We start from the raw sequence: 18,909 nt of genomic DNA, 5'->3' as shown, positions 1-18,909 counted from the left end.
TAACGTCTGTACAGGTGGCTGAGAACCATTGTCATCAAGGGTTCACGGCGACAAAGGATTTTGCCTGACGCGGCCTTTCGCCCATAATCGTTGTTTTTCGCCACACCCCAAACCCCGCAGGAGCCCCATGGAGCAATTTCGCAATATCGGCATTATCGGTCGCCTGGGCAGTACCCAGGTGCTGGACACCGTCCGCCGACTGAAAAAGTTTCTGCTCGAGCGCCACCTGCACGTGATCCTCGAAGACACCATCGCCGAAATCCTGCCGGGCCATGGCCTGCAAACCTCGTCGCGCAAAATGCTCGGCGAAGTCTGCGACATGGTGATTGTGGTCGGCGGTGACGGCAGCCTGCTCGGCGCAGCCCGGGCGTTGGCGCGGCATAACGTGCCGGTGCTGGGGATCAACCGCGGCAGTTTGGGGTTCCTGACCGATATCCGCCCCGATGACCTGGAAGTCGAAGTGGCCAAGGTGCTCGATGGCCATTACCTGGTCGAAAACCGCTTCCTGCTGCAGGCCGAAGTGCGCCGCCACGGCGAAGCCATCGGCCAGGGCGACGCGCTCAACGACGTGGTGCTGCACCCCGGCAAGTCGACGCGGATGATCGAGTTCGAGCTGTATATCGACGGCCAGTTCGTGTGCAGCCAGAAGGCCGACGGCCTGATCGTGGCCACGCCGACCGGTTCCACGGCGTACGCGCTGTCGGCCGGCGGGCCGATCATGCACCCCAAGCTGGATGCCATTGTGATCGTGCCGATGTACCCCCATATGTTGTCCAGCCGGCCAATTGTGGTCGATGGCAACAGTGAGCTGAAAATCGTGGTGTCCAAAGACATGCAGATCTACCCGCAAGTCTCCTGTGACGGGCAGAACCATTTCACCTGCGCCCCCGGTGACACCATCACCGTGAGTAAGAAGGCGCAGAAGTTGCGGTTGATCCACCCGCTGGACCACAACTATTACGAAGTGTGCCGGACCAAGTTGGGCTGGGGCAGCCGCTTGGGGGGTGGAGGCGACTGATGCTCGATCCCGCGCGTAGCTACGACCTGATTGGTGACGTGCACGGTTGCGCTCATACTCTTGAGCACTTGCTCGACCGGTTGGGCTACCACAAACAGGGCGGCACCTGGCGCCATCCGACGCGAATGGCGGTGTTCCTCGGCGATATCATCGACCGTGGCCCACGCATTCGCGAGGCGCTGCATATTGTCCACGACATGGCCGAGGCCGGTCAGGCGCTGTGCATCATGGGCAACCACGAGTTCAACGCGCTGGGCTGGAGCACACCCGTGCCGCCGGGCAGCGGCAAGCAGTTCGTGCGCGAGCACAACCCACGCCACGCGCGGTTGATCCACGAGACCCTGACCCAGTTCGAGCACCACCCGGCCGACTGGCACGACTTTCTCGGCTGGTTCTATGACATGCCGCTGTTTGTCGATGCCGGGCGTTTCCGTGTGGTGCACGCGTGTTGGGACGAGGGCTTTATCCAGCCGCTGCGCGCGACGTTCCCGGATGGCTGCATCGACCAGCACTTTCTGCAGGCCGCCGCCGTACCGGGCAGTTTTGCCTGCAACGCCTTCGACCGCCTGCTGCGCGGCACCGACATGCGCCTGCCGGATGGCCTGACGCTGACCGGTGGCGATGGGCTGACGCGCTCGTTCTTTCGCACCAAATTCTGGGAAGACGACCCGAAAACCTATGGCGACATCGTGTTCCAGCCCGATGCGCTGCCGGAGCCGGTGGCGCGTACGCCGCTGTCGTCCAGCGAAAAAAATTCGCTGCTGCGTTATGGCGTCGACGAGCCGTTGCTGTTCGTCGGGCATTACTGGCGCAGCGGCAAACCGGTGCCGATCCGCCCGAACCTGGCCTGCCTGGATTACAGCGCTGTGCTGTACGGCAAGCTGGTGGCGTATCGGCTAGACCAGGAAACCCAGCTGGATCCGCGTAAATTTGTCTGGGTCGACGTTGAGCGCCCTGAGGTTATTTCATGAGCACCGTAGCTGTTTTACGCTTGCCGCTGAGTGTCGACCTGGCGGGTTTCGTCAAGTTGCTGCAACGCATGCAAGTGCCCCATCGTGTCAGCGAAGAGGCCGGCGAGCAGGTGTTGTGGGTGCCCGAAACCATCAGCGACGACGTGCGCGTGTTGTACCAACGCTTTCCCGACGGTGATCCGGACCAGCAACTGGACATCCCCGAGCGGGCGCCCGTTACGCGTCCCAGCTTTGTGCAGCAGGTACGCCACAGCCCGGTGACGGCGCTGGTGCTGCTGGCGAGCATCATTGTTGGCGCGGTGACGTTGCTGGGTGAAAACCTGCAAACCATGAGCTGGCTGACGTTTCTGCCGTTCCATGTGACGGGCGAGTACCTCCAGTTCACGCCTTTTGCCGAGACTATGGCGTCGGGGCAATGGTGGCGGTTGGTCACGCCGATGCTGATCCACTTCGGCATTCTGCATTTGGCCATGAACGGCATGTGGTACTGGGAACTCGGCCGGCGCATTGAAGTGCGCCAGGGCAGTATCAACCTGCTGGGCCTGACCCTGCTGTTCAGCCTGGTTTCCAATTACGCGCAATACGCCTATGGCGGCCCGAGCCTGTTTGGCGGCCTGTCCGGCGTGTTGTATGGCTTGCTCGGGCATTGCTGGATTTTCCAGTTGCTGTCGCCCAACCCGGCTTATCGCCTGCCTCGCGGGGTGCTGGCGATGATGCTGATATGGCTGGTGCTCTGCATGTCGGGGCTGATCTCGATGATCGGTTTCGGCGAAATCGCCAACGCGGCTCATCTGAGCGGCTTGGTCATCGGTTGCCTGACGGGCTTGCTGGGTGGGTTGTACAACCGCCGCAAAGCCTCCATTTGATAAGGAAGAGCCTTATGTCCTCTTTTGCTGAAATGATCGAAAACATCACCCCGGACATCTACGAGAGCCTCAAGCTCGCCGTGGAAATCGGCAAGTGGTCCGACGGCCGCAAGCTCACCGCCGAGCAGCGTGAGTTGTCGCTGCAAGCGGTGATCGCCTGGGAAATCCAGAACCTGCCCGAAGAGCAGCGCACCGGCTACATGGGCCCGCAGGAATGCGCGTCGAAATCGGCACCGGTGCCGAACATTCTGTTCAAGTCGGATGCGATCCATTGATTGAAATTGGTCGCGGTGCAGTCAGCAAAATGTCGGCGCAACTCGGTGAGCCGACCGTTCAATACGCGTTTCGCCTGGGCGATACCGAGGTGCCGGTCAATCCGTTGATCGGCACGCACGTGCGCCTGGAATACCTCGGCGCCATCCATTGCAGCCATTGCGGCCGCAAGACCAAAACCAGTTTCAGCCAGGGTTATTGCTACCCGTGCATGACCAAACTGGCCCAGTGCGACCTGTGCATCATGAGCCCCGAGCGTTGCCATTACGACGCCGGCACCTGCCGTGATCCGGGCTGGGGCGAGCAATTCTGCATGACCGACCACGTGGTCTACCTGGCCAATTCGTCTGGCATCAAGGTCGGCATCACCCGCGCTACCCAGCTGCCGACACGTTGGCTGGACCAGGGCGCCAGCCAGGCGCTGCCGATCATGCGCGTGGCAACCCGCCAGCAATCGGGCTTCGTCGAAGACCTGTTCCGCAGCCAGGTGGCCGACAAGACCAACTGGCGCGCACTGCTCAAGGGCGATGCGGTGGCGGTGGACCTGGCTGAAGTGCGCGATGCACTGTTTGCCTCGTGCGCCGAAGGCCTGCTGGGTTTGCAGGAACGCTTTGGCCTGCAGGCCATCCAAACGATTGCCGACATTGAACCGATCGAAATCCGCTACCCGGTCGAGCAGTATCCGACCAAGATCGTCAGCTTCAACCTGGACAAGAACCCGATTGCCGAAGGCACGCTGTTGGGGATCAAGGGCCAATACCTGATCTTCGACACCGGCGTTATCAACATTCGTAAGTACACGGCCTACCAGCTCGCCGTGCATCAGTAAAAGGATGCCACCCATGCGCACCGAACAACCGAAGATGATTTACCTGAAGGACTATCAGGCGCCGGACTACCTGATCGAAGAGACGCACCTGACCTTCGAGTTGTTCGAGGACCACAGCCTGGTCCACGCGCAGCTGGTGATGCGCCGCAACCCCGAGCGTGGTGCGGGCCTGCCGCCGCTGGTGCTCGATGGCCAGCAGCTTGAACTGCTGACCGTCAACCTGGGCGACCGTGAGCTGAGCGAAGCCGACTACCAGTTGACCGACAGCCACCTGACCCTGCAACCGACCCGCGAGACCTTCACGGTCGACACCAGCGTGCGCATCCACCCGGAAACCAACACCGCGCTGGAAGGCCTGTACAAATCCAGCGGCATGTTCTGCACCCAGTGCGAGGCCGAAGGCTTCCGCAAGATCACTTACTACCTCGACCGCCCGGACGTGATGAGCACCTTCACCACCACGGTGATCGCCGAGCAACACAGCTACCCGGTGCTGCTGTCGAACGGCAACCCGATTGCCAGCGGCCCGGGTGAAGACGGGCGCCACTGGGCGACCTGGGAAGACCCGTTCAAGAAACCGGCCTACCTGTTCGCGCTGGTGGCCGGTGATTTGTGGTGCGTCGAAGACACCTTCACCACCATGACCAATCGTGAAGTGGCGCTGCGCATCTACGTCGAGCCGGAAAACATCGACAAATGCCAGCACGCCATGAACAGCCTGAAAAAATCCATGCGCTGGGACGAAGAGACCTACGGCCGCGAGTACGACCTCGACATCTTCATGATCGTGGCGGTCAACGACTTCAACATGGGCGCCATGGAGAACAAGGGCCTTAATATCTTCAACTCCAGCGCCGTGCTGGCGCGCGCCGAAACCGCCACTGACGCCGCGCACCAGCGGGTTGAGGCGATCGTGGCCCACGAATACTTCCACAACTGGTCGGGTAACCGCGTGACCTGCCGCGACTGGTTCCAGCTGTCGTTGAAGGAAGGCTTCACGGTGTTCCGTGATTCCGGCTTCTCCGCCGACATGAACTCGGCCACGGTCAAGCGCATCCAGGACGTGGCGTACCTGCGCACTCACCAGTTCGCTGAAGACGCAGGCCCCATGGCCCACGCCGTGCGCCCGGACAGCTTCATCGAAATCTCCAACTTCTACACCCTGACCGTGTACGAAAAGGGCTCGGAAGTGGTCGGCATGATCCACACCTTGCTCGGCGCTGAAGGCTTCCGTAAGGGCAGTGACCTCTATTTCGAGCGCCACGACGGCCAGGCGGTGACGTGCGACGACTTCATCAAGGCCATGGAAGACGCCAGCGGCGCGGACCTGACCCAGTTCAAACGCTGGTACAGCCAGGCCGGTACTCCGCGTCTGGCGGTGAGCGAGTCCTACGACGCCGCTGCCAAGACCTACAGCCTGACCTTCCGTCAAAGCTGCCCGCAAACCCCGGACAAAGTTGAAAAACTGCCGTTCGTGATCCCGGTGGCGCTGGGCCTGCTGGACGCCAAGGGCGCCGGTATTGCCTTGCGCCTGGCCGGTGAGGCCAGCGCTGGCGCCACGTCCCGAGTGATTTCGGTGACCGAAGCCGAGCAGACCTTCACTTTCGTTGATATCGCCGAACAACCGCTGCCGTCGTTGCTGCGCGGCTTCTCGGCGCCGGTGAAACTGAGCTTCCCGTACAACCGCGACCAGCTGATGTTCCTGATGCAGCACGACAGCGACGGATTCAATCGCTGGGATGCCGGCCAGCAACTGTCGGTGCAAGTGTTGCAGGAGCTGATCGGACAGCATCAAGCGGGTCAGCCGCTGAAGCTGGATCAACGGCTGATCGACGCGCTGCGCACGGTGTTGAGCGATGAAAGCCTGGACCAGGCGATGGTCGCCGAGATGCTCTCGCTGCCAAGCGAAGCCTACCTGACTGAAATCAGTGAAGTGGCGGATGTGGACGCGATTCACGCCGCCCGTGAGTATGCGCGCAAGCAACTGGCCGACAACCTCTACGAATCGCTGTGGCTGCGCTACCAGGCGAACCGCGCGCTGTCCAAGCAGACACCTTACGTGGCCGCGGCCGAGCACTTTGCCCGTCGCGCCCTGCAGAACATTGCGCTGTCGTACCTGATGCTCAGCGGCAAGCAGGAAGTGCTGGCGGCGACGCTGGACCAGTTCGACACCAGCGACAACATGACTGAGCGCCTGACGGCGCTGGCGGTGCTGGTCAACTCGCCGTTTGAGGCGGAAAAGGCGCAGGCGTTGGCGGTGTTTGCCGAGAACTTCAAGGACAACCCGCTGGTCATGGACCAATGGTTCAGCGTGCAGGCCGGCAGTACCTTGCCGGGCGGCCTGGCGCGCGTCAGGGCATTGATGGAGCACCCGGCGTTCAACATCAAGAACCCGAACAAGGTGCGGGCGCTGGTCGGCGCGTTTGCCGGGCAGAACCTGATCAACTTCCACGCTGCCGATGGCTCGGGCTATCGTTTCCTGGCCGATTTGGTGATCCAGTTGAACGGGTTCAACCCGCAGATCGCTTCGCGCCAGTTGGCGCCGTTGACGCGCTGGCGCAAATACGACAGCGCGCGCCAGGCGCTGATGAAGGCGGAGCTGGAGCGCATTCGTGCCTCCGGTGAGCTGTCCAGCGACGTATTCGAGGTGGTCAGCAAGAGCCTTGCGTAAGGTCTGCGATTGAAAAAAAACGGCCTGCTCAGGCCGTTTTTTTTCGCCTCAGATAACGGGTGGGCGAGGGGCGTCCAAGCCGGTGTCGGTAGGGAAACGCTCGGCAATGATTGTGTGCGGAACGCCCAGCGGCAGGGCGCTGGCGCCATCCAGGCGGGTCACTTGTTCGGCCGACAATTGCACGTTCAGCGCACCCAGGGTTGCATCGAGCTGCGCGCGGGTGCGGGAGCCGAGGATCGGGATCAGCGCGGTGGTCGAGCGGCGGGCTTTTTCGCGCAGCCAGGCAATGGCGACGTGGGTCGGGCTGGCGTCGAGTTCGCCGGCGACTGCCAGCAGGGTGTCGAGTACGGTGGTTTCGCGGGCGCTCTTTTCCGAGTGGATCAGCATGCCCAGTTTGTTGGCGCGGTTGTCGTCCTGCGTTTCACGGTATTTGCCGGTGAGGAAACCACCGCCCAACGGCGACCACAGCGTGGCGCCCAGGCCCAACGCTTCGGCCATCGGCAGCAACTCGCGGTCGGCGCTGCGCTCGGCCAGGCTGTATTCCACCTGGACGCCGATGATCGGCGCGAAGCTGCGCACTTCGGCCAACAGATCCGCGCGGGCGATACGCCAGGCGGGAAAGTTGGAGAGGCCGGCGTAGTGGATCTTGCCGGCACGCACCAAGTCATCGAAGCCGCGCAGGATCTCTTCCATCGGCGTGACGTTATCGCTCATGTGCGCCCAGAGCAGGTCGATGCGGTCGGTGTTCAAGCGCTTGAGACTCTCCTCGACGGCACGCACCATGTTTTTGCGGTTGTTACCGAGCTTGAGCGTGCCTTCATCGGACGGCTGGGTGCGCAGGCTGTATTTGGTGGCGACCACCAGGTTGTCGCGCTCGGCGGCGATAAATTCCCCCAGCAGCTTTTCGGCCTGGCCGAACTGGTAGCCGTTGGCGGTATCCAGGAAGTTGCCTCCTGCTTCGAGGTAGCCATCGAAGATCTGCCTGGCTTCGTCGCGCTCGGCGCCATGGCCCCAACCTGTGCCGAAATTACCGGTGCCCAGGGCCAGTTCCGATACCTGCAGGCCGCTGCGGCGACCAAAGACTGTATTGCGCATACAAAGACTCCTGTGGGGTGATTTTTTACATGTTTTGAAACATGTATTTAATATGATCTTCGTAATTTATTCGGTCAAGGGGCTTTTTACTGCTGACGTTTTCTGACAGGAGGCTCTGTTAAGCTTCGGTACTTGTTCCTTTCTCGGTGGGTTTGACGTGTCGCGTACCACACGATTGCTGACCTTGTTGCAGGCCCTGCGGGGCAAGAAACGCCCGGTGACGGCCGCCGTACTGGCGGCGCAACTGGAGGTGTCCGAGCGCACGCTGTATCGCGATATCGCTGAATTGACAGCGCTGGGGGCACCGATTTTTGGCGAGGCCGGAGTAGGGTACGTGTTGCGCAGCGGGCTGTTTCTGCCGCCATTAATGCTGAACGCCGAGGAAACCGAAGCGATCGTGCTGGGCCTGCGTTATGTCGACCAACGTGGCGACGATGTGCTGAGCCGCGCCGCGGCCAATGCGTTGGCGAAAATCGCCGATGTGCTTGATCCCGCCGCCCAGGAAGCATTGCGCAACCCCACGCTGTTGCCCGGCCCTCCGGGGTTCGGTTACCCGGAAAATCGCGTGCCGCTGAACGTGTTTCGCGAGGCGATCCGCAACCAGGAAAAGCTGCAAATCGATTACGCCGACGCCAGCCAAACCCAGAGCCAGCGCCTGATCTGGCCGCTGGCCCTGGGTTTTCTCAATGACGTGCGCGTGATTGTGGCGTGGTGCGAGTTGCGCGGCGCTTATCGCACCTTTCGCACTGACCGAGTGGCCGCAGCCGAGGCTCAGGGTGATCGCTACCCTGGCCGACGCAGTGACCTGTTGCGAGCCTGGCGCAAGCTGATGGAGCAGAACGAATCCGCGCCGTTTACTCCTGACAAAAACTGACACAACCGTGGCTTAGCATGGCGTCATAAATCATTAAAAAGGAGCTGCGCCATGTCCATTCCTGAGTTGGCACCCGCGATTGTGGCCTACATCGCCGCGACCAATACTCGCAACACCTCAAGCATTGCCGAGTGTTTTGCCGACGATGCCAATGTGTTTGATGAGGGTGAGCATCAAGTCGGCACCGCCGCGATTGCGCGCTGGATGGAAGACACCGGGCGTCGTTATCAGCCTCGGGTTGAAGTGCTGAACGTGCAGCATCGCACCGGCAAAGTGTTGGTCAGCAATGTGGTTTCCGGTAATTTCCCCGGCAGCCCGTTGGAGCTGCGCTACACCTTTCGACTGAACGAGCAGGGCAAGATTTCGCGGCTGGATATCTCTGTGTAAGTCATACTGGCGCGCATGACTTTCGACTCGCCTCTCGCCGCTTATCAATACGCCACCACCCAGCCCGGTTTCGTGCCAGACGAGGCCCAGCGCCGGGCGGTTGAAGCCCTGCAACACTGCCACGAAGCCCTGCACCAGGGCCGCTCGCCAGTGACCGGTGTGTACCTATGGGGGCCGGTGGGGCGGGGCAAGACCTGGTTGATGGACCAGTTCTATCAAAGCTTGCGGGTGCCAGCACGCCGTCAGCATTTTCATCATTTCATGGGATGGGTGCATCAGCGTCTGTTTCAACTCACGGGTATCCAAGACCCTTTGCAGGCGTTGGCCCGCGAGCTGAGTCAGCAAGTGCGCGTGCTGTGTTTTGACGAACTGTTCGTGAATGACATTGGCGATGCGATCATTCTCGGCCGTTTGTTCCAGGTCATGTTTGATCAGGGTGTGGTGATGGTCAGCACGTCCAATCAGCCGCCCGATCAGCTCTACGCCGACGGCTTCAACCGCGAGCGGTTTGTGCCAGGCATCGAGGCGATCAAACAGCACATGCAGGTGGTAGCGGTAGACGGTGGCGAAGATCATCGTTTGCATCCTGGCGTGGGGCTGCAGCGCTACTGGGTGAACCAGCCGGATGCGCTCGCGACGCTGTTCAAGCAATTGAGCGCAGGGCAGGCGGTGCGCTGCGGGCCAATCAGTGTCGGCTTGCGCTCGATTGTGGCGGTGCAATCCTGCGACACGGTGCTCTGGTGTCGTTACGCCGAGCTGTGCGAGCGGCCGCTGGCCGCCATGGACTTCATGCTGCTGTGTGATCGCTTCACGGCCATCCTGTTGGGCGACGTCCCCTGCTTGAGCGCACAACAACGCCCGGCCCGAATCGCCCGTGGTACCGAAGATGCGGCCCAACGTGTGGTGGCCGGTGACCGCGAGCTGCCGCAGTTGTCGGTGCACGATGACAGTGTGCGACGTTTTATCGCCCTGGTGGACGAGTGCTATGACCGCAAGGTGCCCTTATATATCGAAGCCCAGGTGCCGCTGGAAAGCCTCTACACCGAAGGCTACCTGGAGTTTCCGTTCCGCCGCACGCTCAGTCGCTTGCAGGAGATGCAACTGCAGCGCTTCGGGACCTAGGAGTCTTTTCGGAGTCTTTTCGCGCACGGCGCATCATCGAGGAAGCAAATGGACACCCCAGACACCGCTGGTGCTGCAAGCCAGCTACACCAATGCGGTGCACGCCGACGCCTGGGCCTGAGTCAGAAAATGCTGCAAAAGGTCAGGGAAATCGCCCGGCAGCGTGGTTGCTGCAAGATCACCCTTGAAGTGCTCGAGGGTAATGACGTGGCACAGGCGGCGTATCGCAAGTTTGGTTTTGATGAATCGGATCTTTGATCCGGCACAGGGGCGCAGGCTGTTGTGGAACAAAGCGCATTGATAAATAACGTGCAAAAAAAAAGGCGCCATTAAATGGCGCCAAGTTAACCTTTGCCAACGGAGCGGGATGGCACAGGGCAATGCGGATTAACTAAGTATTAAATCAGCTGTTGGGTTGCGGCTCTTCACTGGATTGTTCAACCGTGTGGGGCTTTACATTCTTGCCATCGGCAATCGCTGTTTGGTCAGTGGTGCCATGAGTCTTCTGTTGCATGAAGGTGAAGTTGTTATAGAACTCCTTCGAGCGCTCTGAACCGCCTTCTGCGAAGGCGGCTACGGAAGTCAGGGTCATCAGGCTGGCAAGCATCAAGGTCGAAAGTTTCATAAGAGGTATCCCCATTAAGTGTGATCGGTATCCGCCTCGTCCGTGATCAGATTCATGGGGCGATTGTGGGGCGATCTTATTAAGTGGGAATTAACGGCTTGGGGCCCCGAAGTTAACGATTTTGTTAACTTCGGGTCAGCGATTTAAAGCTTCCAGTCCAGCGCAAGCGTGACGGATCGCGGGTCGCCCCAATACACACCATTATAAAAGCCGACACGTTCGTAATACTTTTTATCAAATAGATTGTTAATGTTAAGCGACGCTGAAACATGTTCGTCAAATTGGTAGCGCGACATCAGGTTGACCACGTGTAGGCCTGTTGGGTGATTTTGGTGCTCTCGGTGTTCAGGTAGCCGTTCTCGTCGCGGCCGCCTGTTGGTCGGTCAGCGAAAGCGTAAAAATCGCTCTGCCAATTTACCGCGCCGCCCACCGTCAACCCGCGCCACTCACCCGGCAGCCGATAGGCCGTGGAGATTTTCAGCAGATTGAGCGGCAGGTTGGTGTTGTTGCGCTGCTTGTCACCGTTCGCCGAGTGGGTATAGGTATAGCCCGCCGACAGATTCCAGTCCGGCATGACTTCACCCGACACCTCGACTTCAAAGCCCTGCACCTTGTTGCCTTTGCCGCTGGCGGTGTAGAACTGCTCGCCGCTGACCGGGTCCGGCGCGGCGTTGTTGTCCAGTTCGGCCACGTTATCCTGGGTGCTCCAGAAATACGCCGTCGCCAGGTTCAGGCGTTCGTTCAACAGGCTGCCTTTGAGGCCTATTTCATAGTTGCTGCCCACCACCGGCTCCAAATACTTCTTGCTGGAATCCCGCGCGGTTTGCGGGTTGAAAATATCGGTGTAGCTGGCGTACACGGTGTATTCGGGTGTGAGGTCGTAAAGCAGGCCAGCGTAAGGCGTCCACATGTCGTTGTGGGTCTGGCGGGTTTTAGTGGATTGGGTCAGTTGGTTATCGGTGTTGTATTCAGGTGAGACGCTTTCGATTTCCCAACTGCCATAGCGGCTGCCCAATACGGCATGCAGCCGGTCGGTCAGGCTCAGGCGTGTGGCGAGGTAACCCGCCTTCTGTTTTCGGTTGCTGTGCTCGCCCTTGAGGCCAGTGGTGCGGTCCGGGAACTTGGCGATGCCACTCATGTGTCGCCAATCTTTGATGTCCGTGTAGCCCTGGGGATTATTGACGCGCTGAAAAGGCGCCGTATCGCGCTGTTCGGATTCGCCATACCCGACCATTAATTCATGCTCGCGCCCCAGCAGCGAATAAGAACCGGCGATATTCAAATCCACCACGTCCATTTTCGATGTGCCGACCATCTGGTTGGTCCAGGCCGTCATGCCGCTGCCATCCGGATTGGGAAAGCCGGCGCCGCCGTAATACACCTTGCCGTCCGTGTCGCTTTGGCGATGGGTGTAGGCAGCTTTCAGGTGCCAGTCTGCAGACAGCTTATGCTCGATGGAGGCAAAGGTGGTTTTGTCTTTAAGCGGCCAGGAGCTCCAGTCGGTCGCCAGGTTGGCGGAACGCGACAGCCGAGCCTTGCTGCCATCGCTGTTCCAATAGGGCAGGGTGCCCCAGGAGCTGCCCCGCACATGCTTGTTCTGGTAGTCCAAACCCACGGCGACAACGGTATTGTCCGTTAGATCGGCTTCGAGGATGCCGTAGCCCACTTCCCGTTGCATCGCATAGCTGTCGCGAAAGGACTGGCTGTCACGGTACGCCAGCACGGTGCGGCCACGCAGGCGCCCGTCAAACGCCAGTGGGCCGCCTACATCGATATAGCTGTAGTAGTTGTCATGGCTGGCACCGCTGACGCCGGTCTTGGCTTGCCACTCTGTGGTGGGGCGCTTGCGGATCATGTTCACGGTGGCAGAAGGGTCGCCCGCCCCGGTCGTCAGGCCGGTGGCGCCGCGCACAACCTCGATGCGGTCGTAGATGATGGTGTCGGCGTCGGACTTCATGCGGCCAAAGGTATTGAGCATGCCGTCGATCTGGAAGTTACTGATCGAGTAGCCGCGGGAAGAGTAACTCGCCCGGTCCGAATCCAGGTGCTGCACCGTAACGCCGGTGGTCTGGCGCAAGGCATCGGTGAGGGTATTGAGATTGAAGTCATCCAGCTGCTGGCGGCTGATCACCGAAATGGATTGCGGGGTTTCCTTGATGGACAGGTTCAGCTTGGTGGCGGTGCTCATCGAGCCGGTGGTGTAAGCCCCGGTGTGCTCGGTGGCGGTGCCCAGGCCTTCGGCGGTGATGCTGGTCGCACCCAGTTCGTAGGCTTTGGCCGGCAGGTGTTCGGGGTCGGTATCAGCCATCAGCTCCGGGCTTGCAACGGCGCCGAACAGGCCAAAGGTGAGGGTCATGGAACGGGTAAAAGGCGCGAACATCGCAGCGGACTCCTTGTCGTCTTTGATGCCACCCGGAAAGGGAAGGCATGGCTCAAAGACGAAAGGAGCGGGGGAACTTTAGGCTCAAACGAGAATGATTGTTATCTTTGTGTTACAACGCCGGTGACTACTTGACCACCACTTCGGCGGCATCGACCTTCTTCGGCTTGATCAAGCTGAAATCGATAAGGCCTTTTTTCTGACCTATATACGGGTCGCCAATCATCCGCGGGCGCGCCTTGAAGCTGTCATTGACCAGGCTTTTGCTGCGGTCCCATTCATCAAAGCTCAGCCCGGCCATGTCCGCCCAGGTGTGAATCAGTTGCGAGCTGCTGTAAGGGCGTTGCAGGTCGCTGGCGAAACTCCAGTCGTGGGTTTCGCGCCACTTCGGCGAGGCGTACGCCATGAACGGAATGGTGTACATCGGTGCCGTCGGCTTGCCTTCGTTGCGCCCCAGCGTGCCGTGGCCGGCCGAGTCGAATACGTCTTCGCCGTGGTCCGACAGGTACAGCAGGAAGCCGTTGGGGTCGGTCTTGGCGTAGTCCTTGATCAGGCTCGACACCACGAAGTCGTTGTAAAGCACCGCGTTGTCGTAGCTGTTGTAGGTCGGCAACTGTTGGTCGCTGATGCCTGGCGGTACGCCCTGACGATCGGTGAATTTGTCAAAGGTCGGCGGATAACGGTACTGGTAGCTCATGTGGGTGCCCAGCAGGTGCACCACGATGAACTTGCGCTCGGTAGGGTCGGCCAGGGCCTTGGCGAACGGTGCCAGCACGTCGCCGTCGTACTGGCGGGCGTTCTGGTTGCGGTTGTTATTGAGGTACACCTGCTCGTCAGCCTGTTCGGAAAAGGTCGTGAGCATGGTGTTTCGCTTGGTCATCGTCTGCTGGTTGGTGATCCAGTAGGTTTTGTAGCCAGCCTGTTTCATCACGCTGACAATCGACGGCGTCTTGAGGTACAGGTCAGGGTTTTCTTCGTCGGCGAAGGTCAACACCTGTTGCAGCGCTTCAATCGTGTAAGGGCGCGGCGTGATGACGTTATCGAAGACCGCCAGTTGGTCGCGCAGCTTGTCCAGTTCCGGCGTGGTATTGCGCGGGTAGCCGTAAAGGCTCATGCGCTGGCGGTTGGTGGACTCACCGATTACCAAGACCAGGGTCGACGGCTGGCCGGCCATGCTGTCCTTGAGGCTCTTCAAGGGCGGGATCTGGCTGGCGCTCGTGAGCATGCCTTGCATGCTGTTCAGCTGCTCGGTGTAGCGGCGATAGGCGACGATCATCTGCCACGGCACGGCAGGCTCTACCCGCGACTCGAAGCCATCGATGGCCAGTTCCATGGTGGGGTTGGTTGCAATCTGTTTCACCAACGGATAACCGACCACCGCCAGGACAATCGCGGTGGCCGCGAGAATCGACTGACCGCGCGGCAGGTAAACCGGGCGCAGGCGGGTCCACAGGAAGATCGCCAGGGCAGTGTGGGCAATGAACGCCAGCACGATCCACCAGGCAAAGTATTGAGTGGCGTATTCGCCAGCTTCAGAGATGTTCGACTCGAACATGATGAAGATGACGCTTTGGGAAAATTCCTGCTGGTAAATGAAGAAATAACCCAGGCTGGCCATGGAGCAAGCCCACAGCACAACGCCGATCAAGGCGGCGAGCAGGCGCGTACGGCGCGGGAACAGCAGCATCGGCGCGAGCCAGAACGCACTCAGGAAGAAGGCTTGGCGAAAACCGCTGAAGCCGGAAGTGCCGGTCAGCTGGATCAGCAGTTGGGTAATACCCGAGAAATACCAGAAAAACAGAAACAACCAGCCAAGGCCGGCCCAATCAAAGCCTTTCGCAGACTTCGTGCTGCGTTTGAACATCGCCATCCAGCGCTCCAACCCGATAATTGCCAGTTGCCGCGCAGGAATACGCGCAGCAGAGGGCTACCGCATGTGGGTGGCCCTATTCGGCGGGAGTATCGGGAGGAGGATGTGAAAACTTCGTGAGTTATTCCTGAACGCTTCGTTCAGCCCACGTTCAGCAAAGTGCGGGCTGAGGCCCGGACGTTTGATTGATTTGCGCCTGAAGGTGTGAGCGCAGGCGCAGGACTTCCTGCTGCAGCTGATCGCGCTCGTCTTTCAACTGGCGCAGTTCGTCGCGACGGACGGTGACATAGAGGGTCTGTGGCGGGCGGATCGTCTGTGCTGTGCTCATTGCTTACCTCGCAAATAGCCGGTAGATCGCGGTGCCGGAACGCTTAATCGAGGTCCTCGGCAACAGTCGCAGCGATTCTGAATTCTTTTTTGAATCAATGGAACTTTTTTATTTTTGATGGTCGCTGTGACTTTTGCGGCCGTGATGCTGAAACGATGGCCTTTTTTTGTCATGAAACTACAAGGATCCGCTCTGGACTAACCCTCATTAGCCTCATTGCGCTATAAACTATGTCACACATTTATTTAGCAGTTAGGAGCATCAGCACATGCAACTGGGGATTATCGGACTAGGCCGCATGGGCGGTAACATTGCGCGGCGCCTGATGCTCAATGGGCATACCACCGTTGTATACGACCGTAACGAAGCATTCGTCAAAGGCTTGAGCGAGGAGGGCGCCACAGGCGTTGCCGACTTGAAGGCCTTGGTAGCCGGGCTGCAAAAGCCTCGCGCCATCTGGGTCATGCTGCCTGCAGGCGACCCGACCGAAAACACCATCAATGAACTCAGTGAGCTGCTTGAAGACGGTGACGTGATCATCGACGGCGGCAACACCAACTATAAAGACGACGTACGTCGCGCTAAAGCCCTGTCGGAAAAAGGCCTGCACTATGTCGACGTCGGCACCTCCGGCGGCGTCTGGGGCCTGGAGCGTGGCTACTGCATGATGATCGGTGGCGACGCCGAGACTGTACAGCGCCTCGACCCGATCTTCGCCAGCCTGGCCCCGGGCCTGGGCAATATCCCTCGCACCAAGGACCGTTCCGCCTCGGCTGACAGCCGTGCCGAGCATGGCTATATCCATGCGGGTCCAGCGGGCTCCGGGCACTTTGTGAAGATGATTCACAACGGCATCGAGTACGGAATGATGCAGGCCTTCGCCGAAGGCTTCGACATCCTCAAAACCAAAAACTCGGAAAACCTGCCGGAAGATCAGCGCTTTGATCTCAACGTCGCCGACATCGCCGAAGTCTGGCGCCGTGGCAGCGTGGTCTCGTCCTGGTTGCTGGACCTGACCGCCGACGCCCTGGCCACCGATCCAAAGCTGGACGGCTACTCAGGTTCCGTGGCCGACAGTGGCGAAGGCCGCTGGACCATCGAAGCGGCCATGGAGCAAGCGGTGCCGGTACCGGTGCTGTCCACCTCGTTGTTCGCTCGCTTCCGTTCCCGTCAGCAGAGCACTTACGGTGACAAAATGCTGTCTGCCATGCGCTTCGGCTTTGGCGGCCATGTGGAGACTTCCAAAAAATGACCGCCAACGGCAAGAAACCCAAGGCCGAACCTGCTCCGCCCACCACGCTCTTTCTGTTTGGCGCCCATGGCGACCTGGTCAAGCGCCTGCTCATGCCGGCGCTGTACAACTTGAGTCGTGACGGGCTGCTGGGCGAAGGCCTGCGCATTGTGGGCGTTGATCACAACGCCATCAGTGATGCCGACTTCGCCAAGAAACTCGAGGACTTCATCCGCACCGAGGCCGCAAGCAAGGTCAAGGGCAATGCCGAAAACGCCCTCGACCCAGAGTTGTGGGCACAGTTGGCCAAGGGCATCAGCTACGTCGAAGGCGATTTCCTCGACGACAGCACCTACGTCGACATCGGCAAGAAGATCGCCGACAGCGGCACCGGTAATGCGGTGTTCTACCTGGCGACTGCGCCGCGCTTCTTCAGTGAAGTGGTGCAGCGCCTGGGCAGCGCCGGCTTGCTTAATGAAACCGACGATGGCTTCCGTCGTGTCGTGATCGAAAAACCCTTCGGTTCCGACCTCGCCACCGCCGAAGCGCTGAACGCGTGCCTGCTCAAGGTGATGAGCGAGAAGCAGATCTACCGCATCGACCATTACCTGGGCAAGGAAACGGTGCAGAACATTCTGATCAGCCGTTTCTCCAACGTGCTGTTTGAAGCGTTCTGGAACAACCATTACATCGATCACGTGCAAATCACCGCGGCCGAGACCGTCGGCGTAGAAACCCGCGGAAATTTCTTCGAAAAAACCGGCACCCTGCGCGACATGGTGCCCAACCACCTGTTCCAGTTGCTCGCAATGGTAGCCATGGAGCCACCGGCGGCGTTTGGTGCCGATGCGGTGCGTGGTGAAAAAGCCAAGGTCGTCGGCGCCATCCGGCCCTGGTCGTTGGAAGATGCGCGGGCCAACTCGGTACGCGGCCAGTACACCGCTGGCGAGATCGCCGGCAAGGCGCTCCCCGGCTACCGCGAAGAAGCCAACGTCGCGCCCGACAGCAGCACCGAGACGTTCGTTGCCCTCAAGGTGATGATCGACAACTGGCGCTGGGTCGGTGTGCCGTTCTACTTGCGCACCGGCAAGCGCATGAGCATTCGCGACACCGAAATCGTGATCTGCTTCAAGCACGCGCCGTATGCGCAGTTCCGCGATACCGAAGTGGATGAGCTCAAGCCCACCTACCTTAAAATCCAGATCCAGCCCAATGAAGGCATGTGGTTCGACCTGCTGGCCAAAAAGCCTGGGCCAACCCTGGAGATGGCCAATATCGAATTGGGTTTTGACTACAAGGACTTTTTCGAGATGCAGCCGTCGACGGGTTACGAAACCCTGATCTACGACTGCATGACCGGTGACCAGACCCTGTTCCAGCGCGCTGACAACATCGAAAACGGCTGGCGCGCGGTGCAGCCGTTCCTTGACGCCTGGAAAGAGGACGATGGCATCCAGGCCTATAAGGCCGGTGAAGATGGTCCGGCAGCGGCCGATGCCTTGCTGGCCCGCGATGGCCGCACCTGGCATAGCCTGGGATGAATGATGCCGCGATCCATCCCATCCGATTTGTCCTGAGCGATATGGACGGGACGCTGCTGCGTCCCGACCACACGCCCAGTCAGCGCACCATTGATACAGTGCGCGCCATGCGCGACGCTGGCGTGTTCTTCAGCCTGGCCAGCGGGCGGCCGCCCAAGGCCATGATGCAGATGATCGAAACGTTCGGCATCGATGTGCCGGTGGCAGGCTTTAACGGCGGCACGTTGATCAACCCCGATGGCAGCGTGCTGCTGGCCCACCATCTGCCGGCGGAGGCGGCGCTGGTCACGTTGGCGCTGTTCTCCGGGCAGCCGGACGTCGAAGTCTGGCTGTTTGCCGATGGCGAATGGCTGCGGCGTGATCCGCCCGGGCCGATGGTAGCGGTTGAAGCCGCTGGCCTGGGGTATGGGCCACTGGTCGTGGAGAGTTTTGAGCCGTACCTGGATCGGGTCGACAAGATTGTCGCGGCCAGTCACAACGCTGAGTTGCTGATTGAGCTGGAGGCGCAGTTGCAGCCCAAGGTTCAGGGGCTGGCCCATGTGTCGCGTTCGCAACCGATTTACCTGGACGTGACGGCAATGCAGGCCAACAAGGGTGATGCCTTGAAAGCCCTGGCTGCGCATCTGGGTGTACCGCTTGAGCAGACAGCCGCCATTGGCGACGGCGGCAACGACCCGGCGATGTTTCACGTCGCCGGTTTGTCGATTGCCATGGGCCAGGCAGAAGAGGCCGTCAAACGTCAGGCCAGCGTCGTCACCGGCAGCAATGTCGAGGATGGTGCTGCACAAGCGTTAGAGCGGTTTATTCTGGCGGCGCGATAAGCGCCGT

The 18,909-nt window shown here is 60.1% G+C and carries 16 protein-coding genes and 2 pseudogenes; 13 read left to right on the top strand and 5 right to left on the bottom strand.

Features of this window, described 5'->3' with window-relative positions; translation table 11 throughout:
* Positions 1-127: 127 nt before the first annotated feature.
* The 6 genes from L8K08_RS15405 to pepN are packed head-to-tail and all read left to right on the top strand — an operon-like array spanning position 128 to position 6,628.
* A complete protein-coding gene (locus tag L8K08_RS15405; protein WP_010210870.1) occupies positions 128-1,018 on the top strand; it encodes an NAD(+) kinase in 891 nt (296 codons plus the stop codon).
* Entirely contained in the window at positions 1,018-1,989 is a 972-nt protein-coding gene (locus tag L8K08_RS15400) for a metallophosphoesterase (protein ID WP_242198362.1), read from the top strand. The genes L8K08_RS15405 and L8K08_RS15400 overlap by 1 nt, the downstream gene beginning before the upstream one ends.
* Positions 1,986-2,855: a rhomboid family intramembrane serine protease gene (locus L8K08_RS15395; RefSeq protein ID WP_242198358.1), complete on the top strand. Its 870-nt coding sequence runs from the start codon at positions 1,986-1,988 to the stop codon at positions 2,853-2,855. The genes L8K08_RS15400 and L8K08_RS15395 overlap by 4 nt, the downstream gene beginning before the upstream one ends.
* Positions 2,856-2,869: 14 nt before the next feature.
* Complete coding sequence (locus L8K08_RS15390) at positions 2,870-3,130, top strand: DUF1315 family protein (RefSeq protein WP_017138108.1); 261 nt, start codon at positions 2,870-2,872, stop codon at positions 3,128-3,130.
* Complete coding sequence (locus L8K08_RS15385; RefSeq protein ID WP_242198356.1) at positions 3,127-3,957, top strand: DUF2797 domain-containing protein; 831 nt, start codon at positions 3,127-3,129, stop codon at positions 3,955-3,957. The genes L8K08_RS15390 and L8K08_RS15385 overlap by 4 nt, the downstream gene beginning before the upstream one ends.
* A gap of 13 nt (positions 3,958-3,970) precedes the next feature.
* Positions 3,971-6,628, top strand: coding sequence for an aminopeptidase N (pepN, locus tag L8K08_RS15380; RefSeq protein WP_242198354.1), 2,658 nt, complete (start codon positions 3,971-3,973; stop codon positions 6,626-6,628).
* Positions 6,629-6,676: 48 nt separating this feature from the next.
* Here the strand turns inward: pepN and L8K08_RS15375 are convergent, their stop codons facing one another.
* The gene (locus L8K08_RS15375) at positions 6,677-7,723 is read right to left on the bottom strand and encodes an aldo/keto reductase (protein WP_242198352.1); all 1,047 of its coding nucleotides are present in this window, start codon (positions 7,721-7,723) and stop codon (positions 6,677-6,679) included.
* Positions 7,724-7,880: 157 nt separating this feature from the next.
* Here L8K08_RS15375 and L8K08_RS15370 point away from each other — a divergent pair, with 157 nt between their 5' ends.
* The 4 genes and pseudogenes from L8K08_RS15370 to L8K08_RS15355 all read left to right on the top strand — a co-directional run.
* Positions 7,881-8,597, top strand: a complete 717-nt coding sequence (locus tag L8K08_RS15370; RefSeq protein ID WP_242198350.1) for a YafY family protein — start codon at positions 7,881-7,883, stop codon at positions 8,595-8,597.
* A gap of 51 nt (positions 8,598-8,648) precedes the next feature.
* Positions 8,649-8,984 (top strand): nuclear transport factor 2 family protein, encoded by a 336-nt coding sequence (locus L8K08_RS15365; protein WP_242198348.1) that lies wholly within the window; start codon positions 8,649-8,651, stop codon positions 8,982-8,984.
* A 15-nt stretch (positions 8,985-8,999) separates the two neighbouring features.
* A complete protein-coding gene (zapE, locus tag L8K08_RS15360) occupies positions 9,000-10,106 on the top strand; it encodes a cell division protein ZapE (protein WP_242198346.1) in 1,107 nt (368 codons plus the stop codon).
* Between the two features lie 111 nt (positions 10,107-10,217).
* Positions 10,218-10,407, top strand: a pseudogene (locus L8K08_RS15355) (GNAT family N-acetyltransferase); the annotation flags it as partial.
* Between the two features lie 102 nt (positions 10,408-10,509).
* On the opposite strand, the gene L8K08_RS15350 reads toward L8K08_RS15355, so the two are convergent.
* The 4 genes and pseudogenes from L8K08_RS15350 to L8K08_RS15335 all read right to left on the bottom strand — a co-directional run bounded on the left by L8K08_RS15350 (position 10,510) and on the right by L8K08_RS15335 (position 15,309).
* Positions 10,510-10,731 (bottom strand): hypothetical protein, encoded by a 222-nt coding sequence (locus L8K08_RS15350; protein ID WP_242198344.1) that lies wholly within the window; start codon positions 10,729-10,731, stop codon positions 10,510-10,512.
* Positions 10,732-10,874: 143 nt separating this feature from the next.
* A pseudogene (locus L8K08_RS15345) lies at positions 10,875-13,111 on the bottom strand (TonB-dependent siderophore receptor).
* A gap of 127 nt (positions 13,112-13,238) precedes the next feature.
* On the bottom strand, positions 13,239-14,981 hold the full coding sequence (locus tag L8K08_RS15340; RefSeq protein WP_242198342.1) for a phosphoethanolamine transferase CptA: 1,743 nt from the start codon (positions 14,979-14,981) through the stop codon (positions 13,239-13,241).
* A gap of 151 nt (positions 14,982-15,132) precedes the next feature.
* Positions 15,133-15,309, bottom strand: coding sequence for a DUF6026 family protein (locus L8K08_RS15335; protein ID WP_164487944.1), 177 nt, complete (start codon positions 15,307-15,309; stop codon positions 15,133-15,135).
* Positions 15,310-15,577: 268 nt separating this feature from the next.
* Here L8K08_RS15335 and gnd point away from each other — a divergent pair, with 268 nt between their 5' ends.
* From gnd to L8K08_RS15320, 3 genes are read left to right on the top strand one after another with little or no spacing between them, the layout of a single operon-like run.
* Positions 15,578-16,561, top strand: a complete 984-nt coding sequence (gene gnd, locus L8K08_RS15330) for a phosphogluconate dehydrogenase (NAD(+)-dependent, decarboxylating) (RefSeq protein ID WP_065906492.1) — start codon at positions 15,578-15,580, stop codon at positions 16,559-16,561.
* Positions 16,558-18,081, top strand: coding sequence for a glucose-6-phosphate dehydrogenase (zwf, locus tag L8K08_RS15325; RefSeq protein ID WP_242198340.1), 1,524 nt, complete (start codon positions 16,558-16,560; stop codon positions 18,079-18,081). Before gnd ends, zwf begins: the two co-directional genes overlap by 4 nt.
* Positions 18,078-18,902, top strand: a complete 825-nt coding sequence (locus L8K08_RS15320) for an HAD family hydrolase (protein WP_242198338.1) — start codon at positions 18,078-18,080, stop codon at positions 18,900-18,902. Before zwf ends, L8K08_RS15320 begins: the two co-directional genes overlap by 4 nt.
* The last annotated feature ends 7 nt before the right edge of the window (positions 18,903-18,909 follow it).

This window comes from Pseudomonas sp. TREG-RG-20F-10-E-6-01, assembly GCF_022662455.1.
GTDB lineage: Bacteria > Pseudomonadota > Gammaproteobacteria > Pseudomonadales > Pseudomonadaceae > Aquipseudomonas.
The sequence above is the reverse complement of the archived record's forward strand: the minus strand, read 5'-3'. Positions and strand labels throughout refer to the sequence as shown.

Bases quoted from the DNA above. Each gene is read 5' to 3' on its own strand.
- L8K08_RS15400 (WP_242198362.1), top strand. From the start codon at position 1,018: ATGCTCGATCCCGCGCGTAGCTACGACCTGATTGGTGACGTGCACGGT.
- L8K08_RS15320 (WP_242198338.1), top strand. From the start codon at position 18,078: ATGAATGATGCCGCGATCCATCCCATCCGATTTGTCCTGAGCGATATG.
- L8K08_RS15365 (WP_242198348.1), top strand. From the start codon at position 8,649: ATGTCCATTCCTGAGTTGGCACCCGCGATTGTGGCCTACATCGCCGCG.
- L8K08_RS15335 (WP_164487944.1), bottom strand. From the start codon at position 15,309: ATGAGCACAGCACAGACGATCCGCCCGCCACAGACCCTCTATGTCACC.
- L8K08_RS15405 (WP_010210870.1), top strand. From the start codon at position 128: ATGGAGCAATTTCGCAATATCGGCATTATCGGTCGCCTGGGCAGTACC.
- gnd (WP_065906492.1), top strand. From the start codon at position 15,578: ATGCAACTGGGGATTATCGGACTAGGCCGCATGGGCGGTAACATTGCG.
- L8K08_RS15340 (WP_242198342.1), bottom strand. From the start codon at position 14,981: ATGGCGATGTTCAAACGCAGCACGAAGTCTGCGAAAGGCTTTGATTGG.
- L8K08_RS15350 (WP_242198344.1), bottom strand. From the start codon at position 10,731: ATGAAACTTTCGACCTTGATGCTTGCCAGCCTGATGACCCTGACTTCC.
- zapE (WP_242198346.1), top strand. From the start codon at position 9,000: ATGACTTTCGACTCGCCTCTCGCCGCTTATCAATACGCCACCACCCAG.
- L8K08_RS15390 (WP_017138108.1), top strand. From the start codon at position 2,870: ATGTCCTCTTTTGCTGAAATGATCGAAAACATCACCCCGGACATCTAC.
- L8K08_RS15395 (WP_242198358.1), top strand. From the start codon at position 1,986: ATGAGCACCGTAGCTGTTTTACGCTTGCCGCTGAGTGTCGACCTGGCG.
- pepN (WP_242198354.1), top strand. From the start codon at position 3,971: ATGCGCACCGAACAACCGAAGATGATTTACCTGAAGGACTATCAGGCG.
- zwf (WP_242198340.1), top strand. From the start codon at position 16,558: ATGACCGCCAACGGCAAGAAACCCAAGGCCGAACCTGCTCCGCCCACC.
- L8K08_RS15375 (WP_242198352.1), bottom strand. From the start codon at position 7,723: ATGCGCAATACAGTCTTTGGTCGCCGCAGCGGCCTGCAGGTATCGGAA.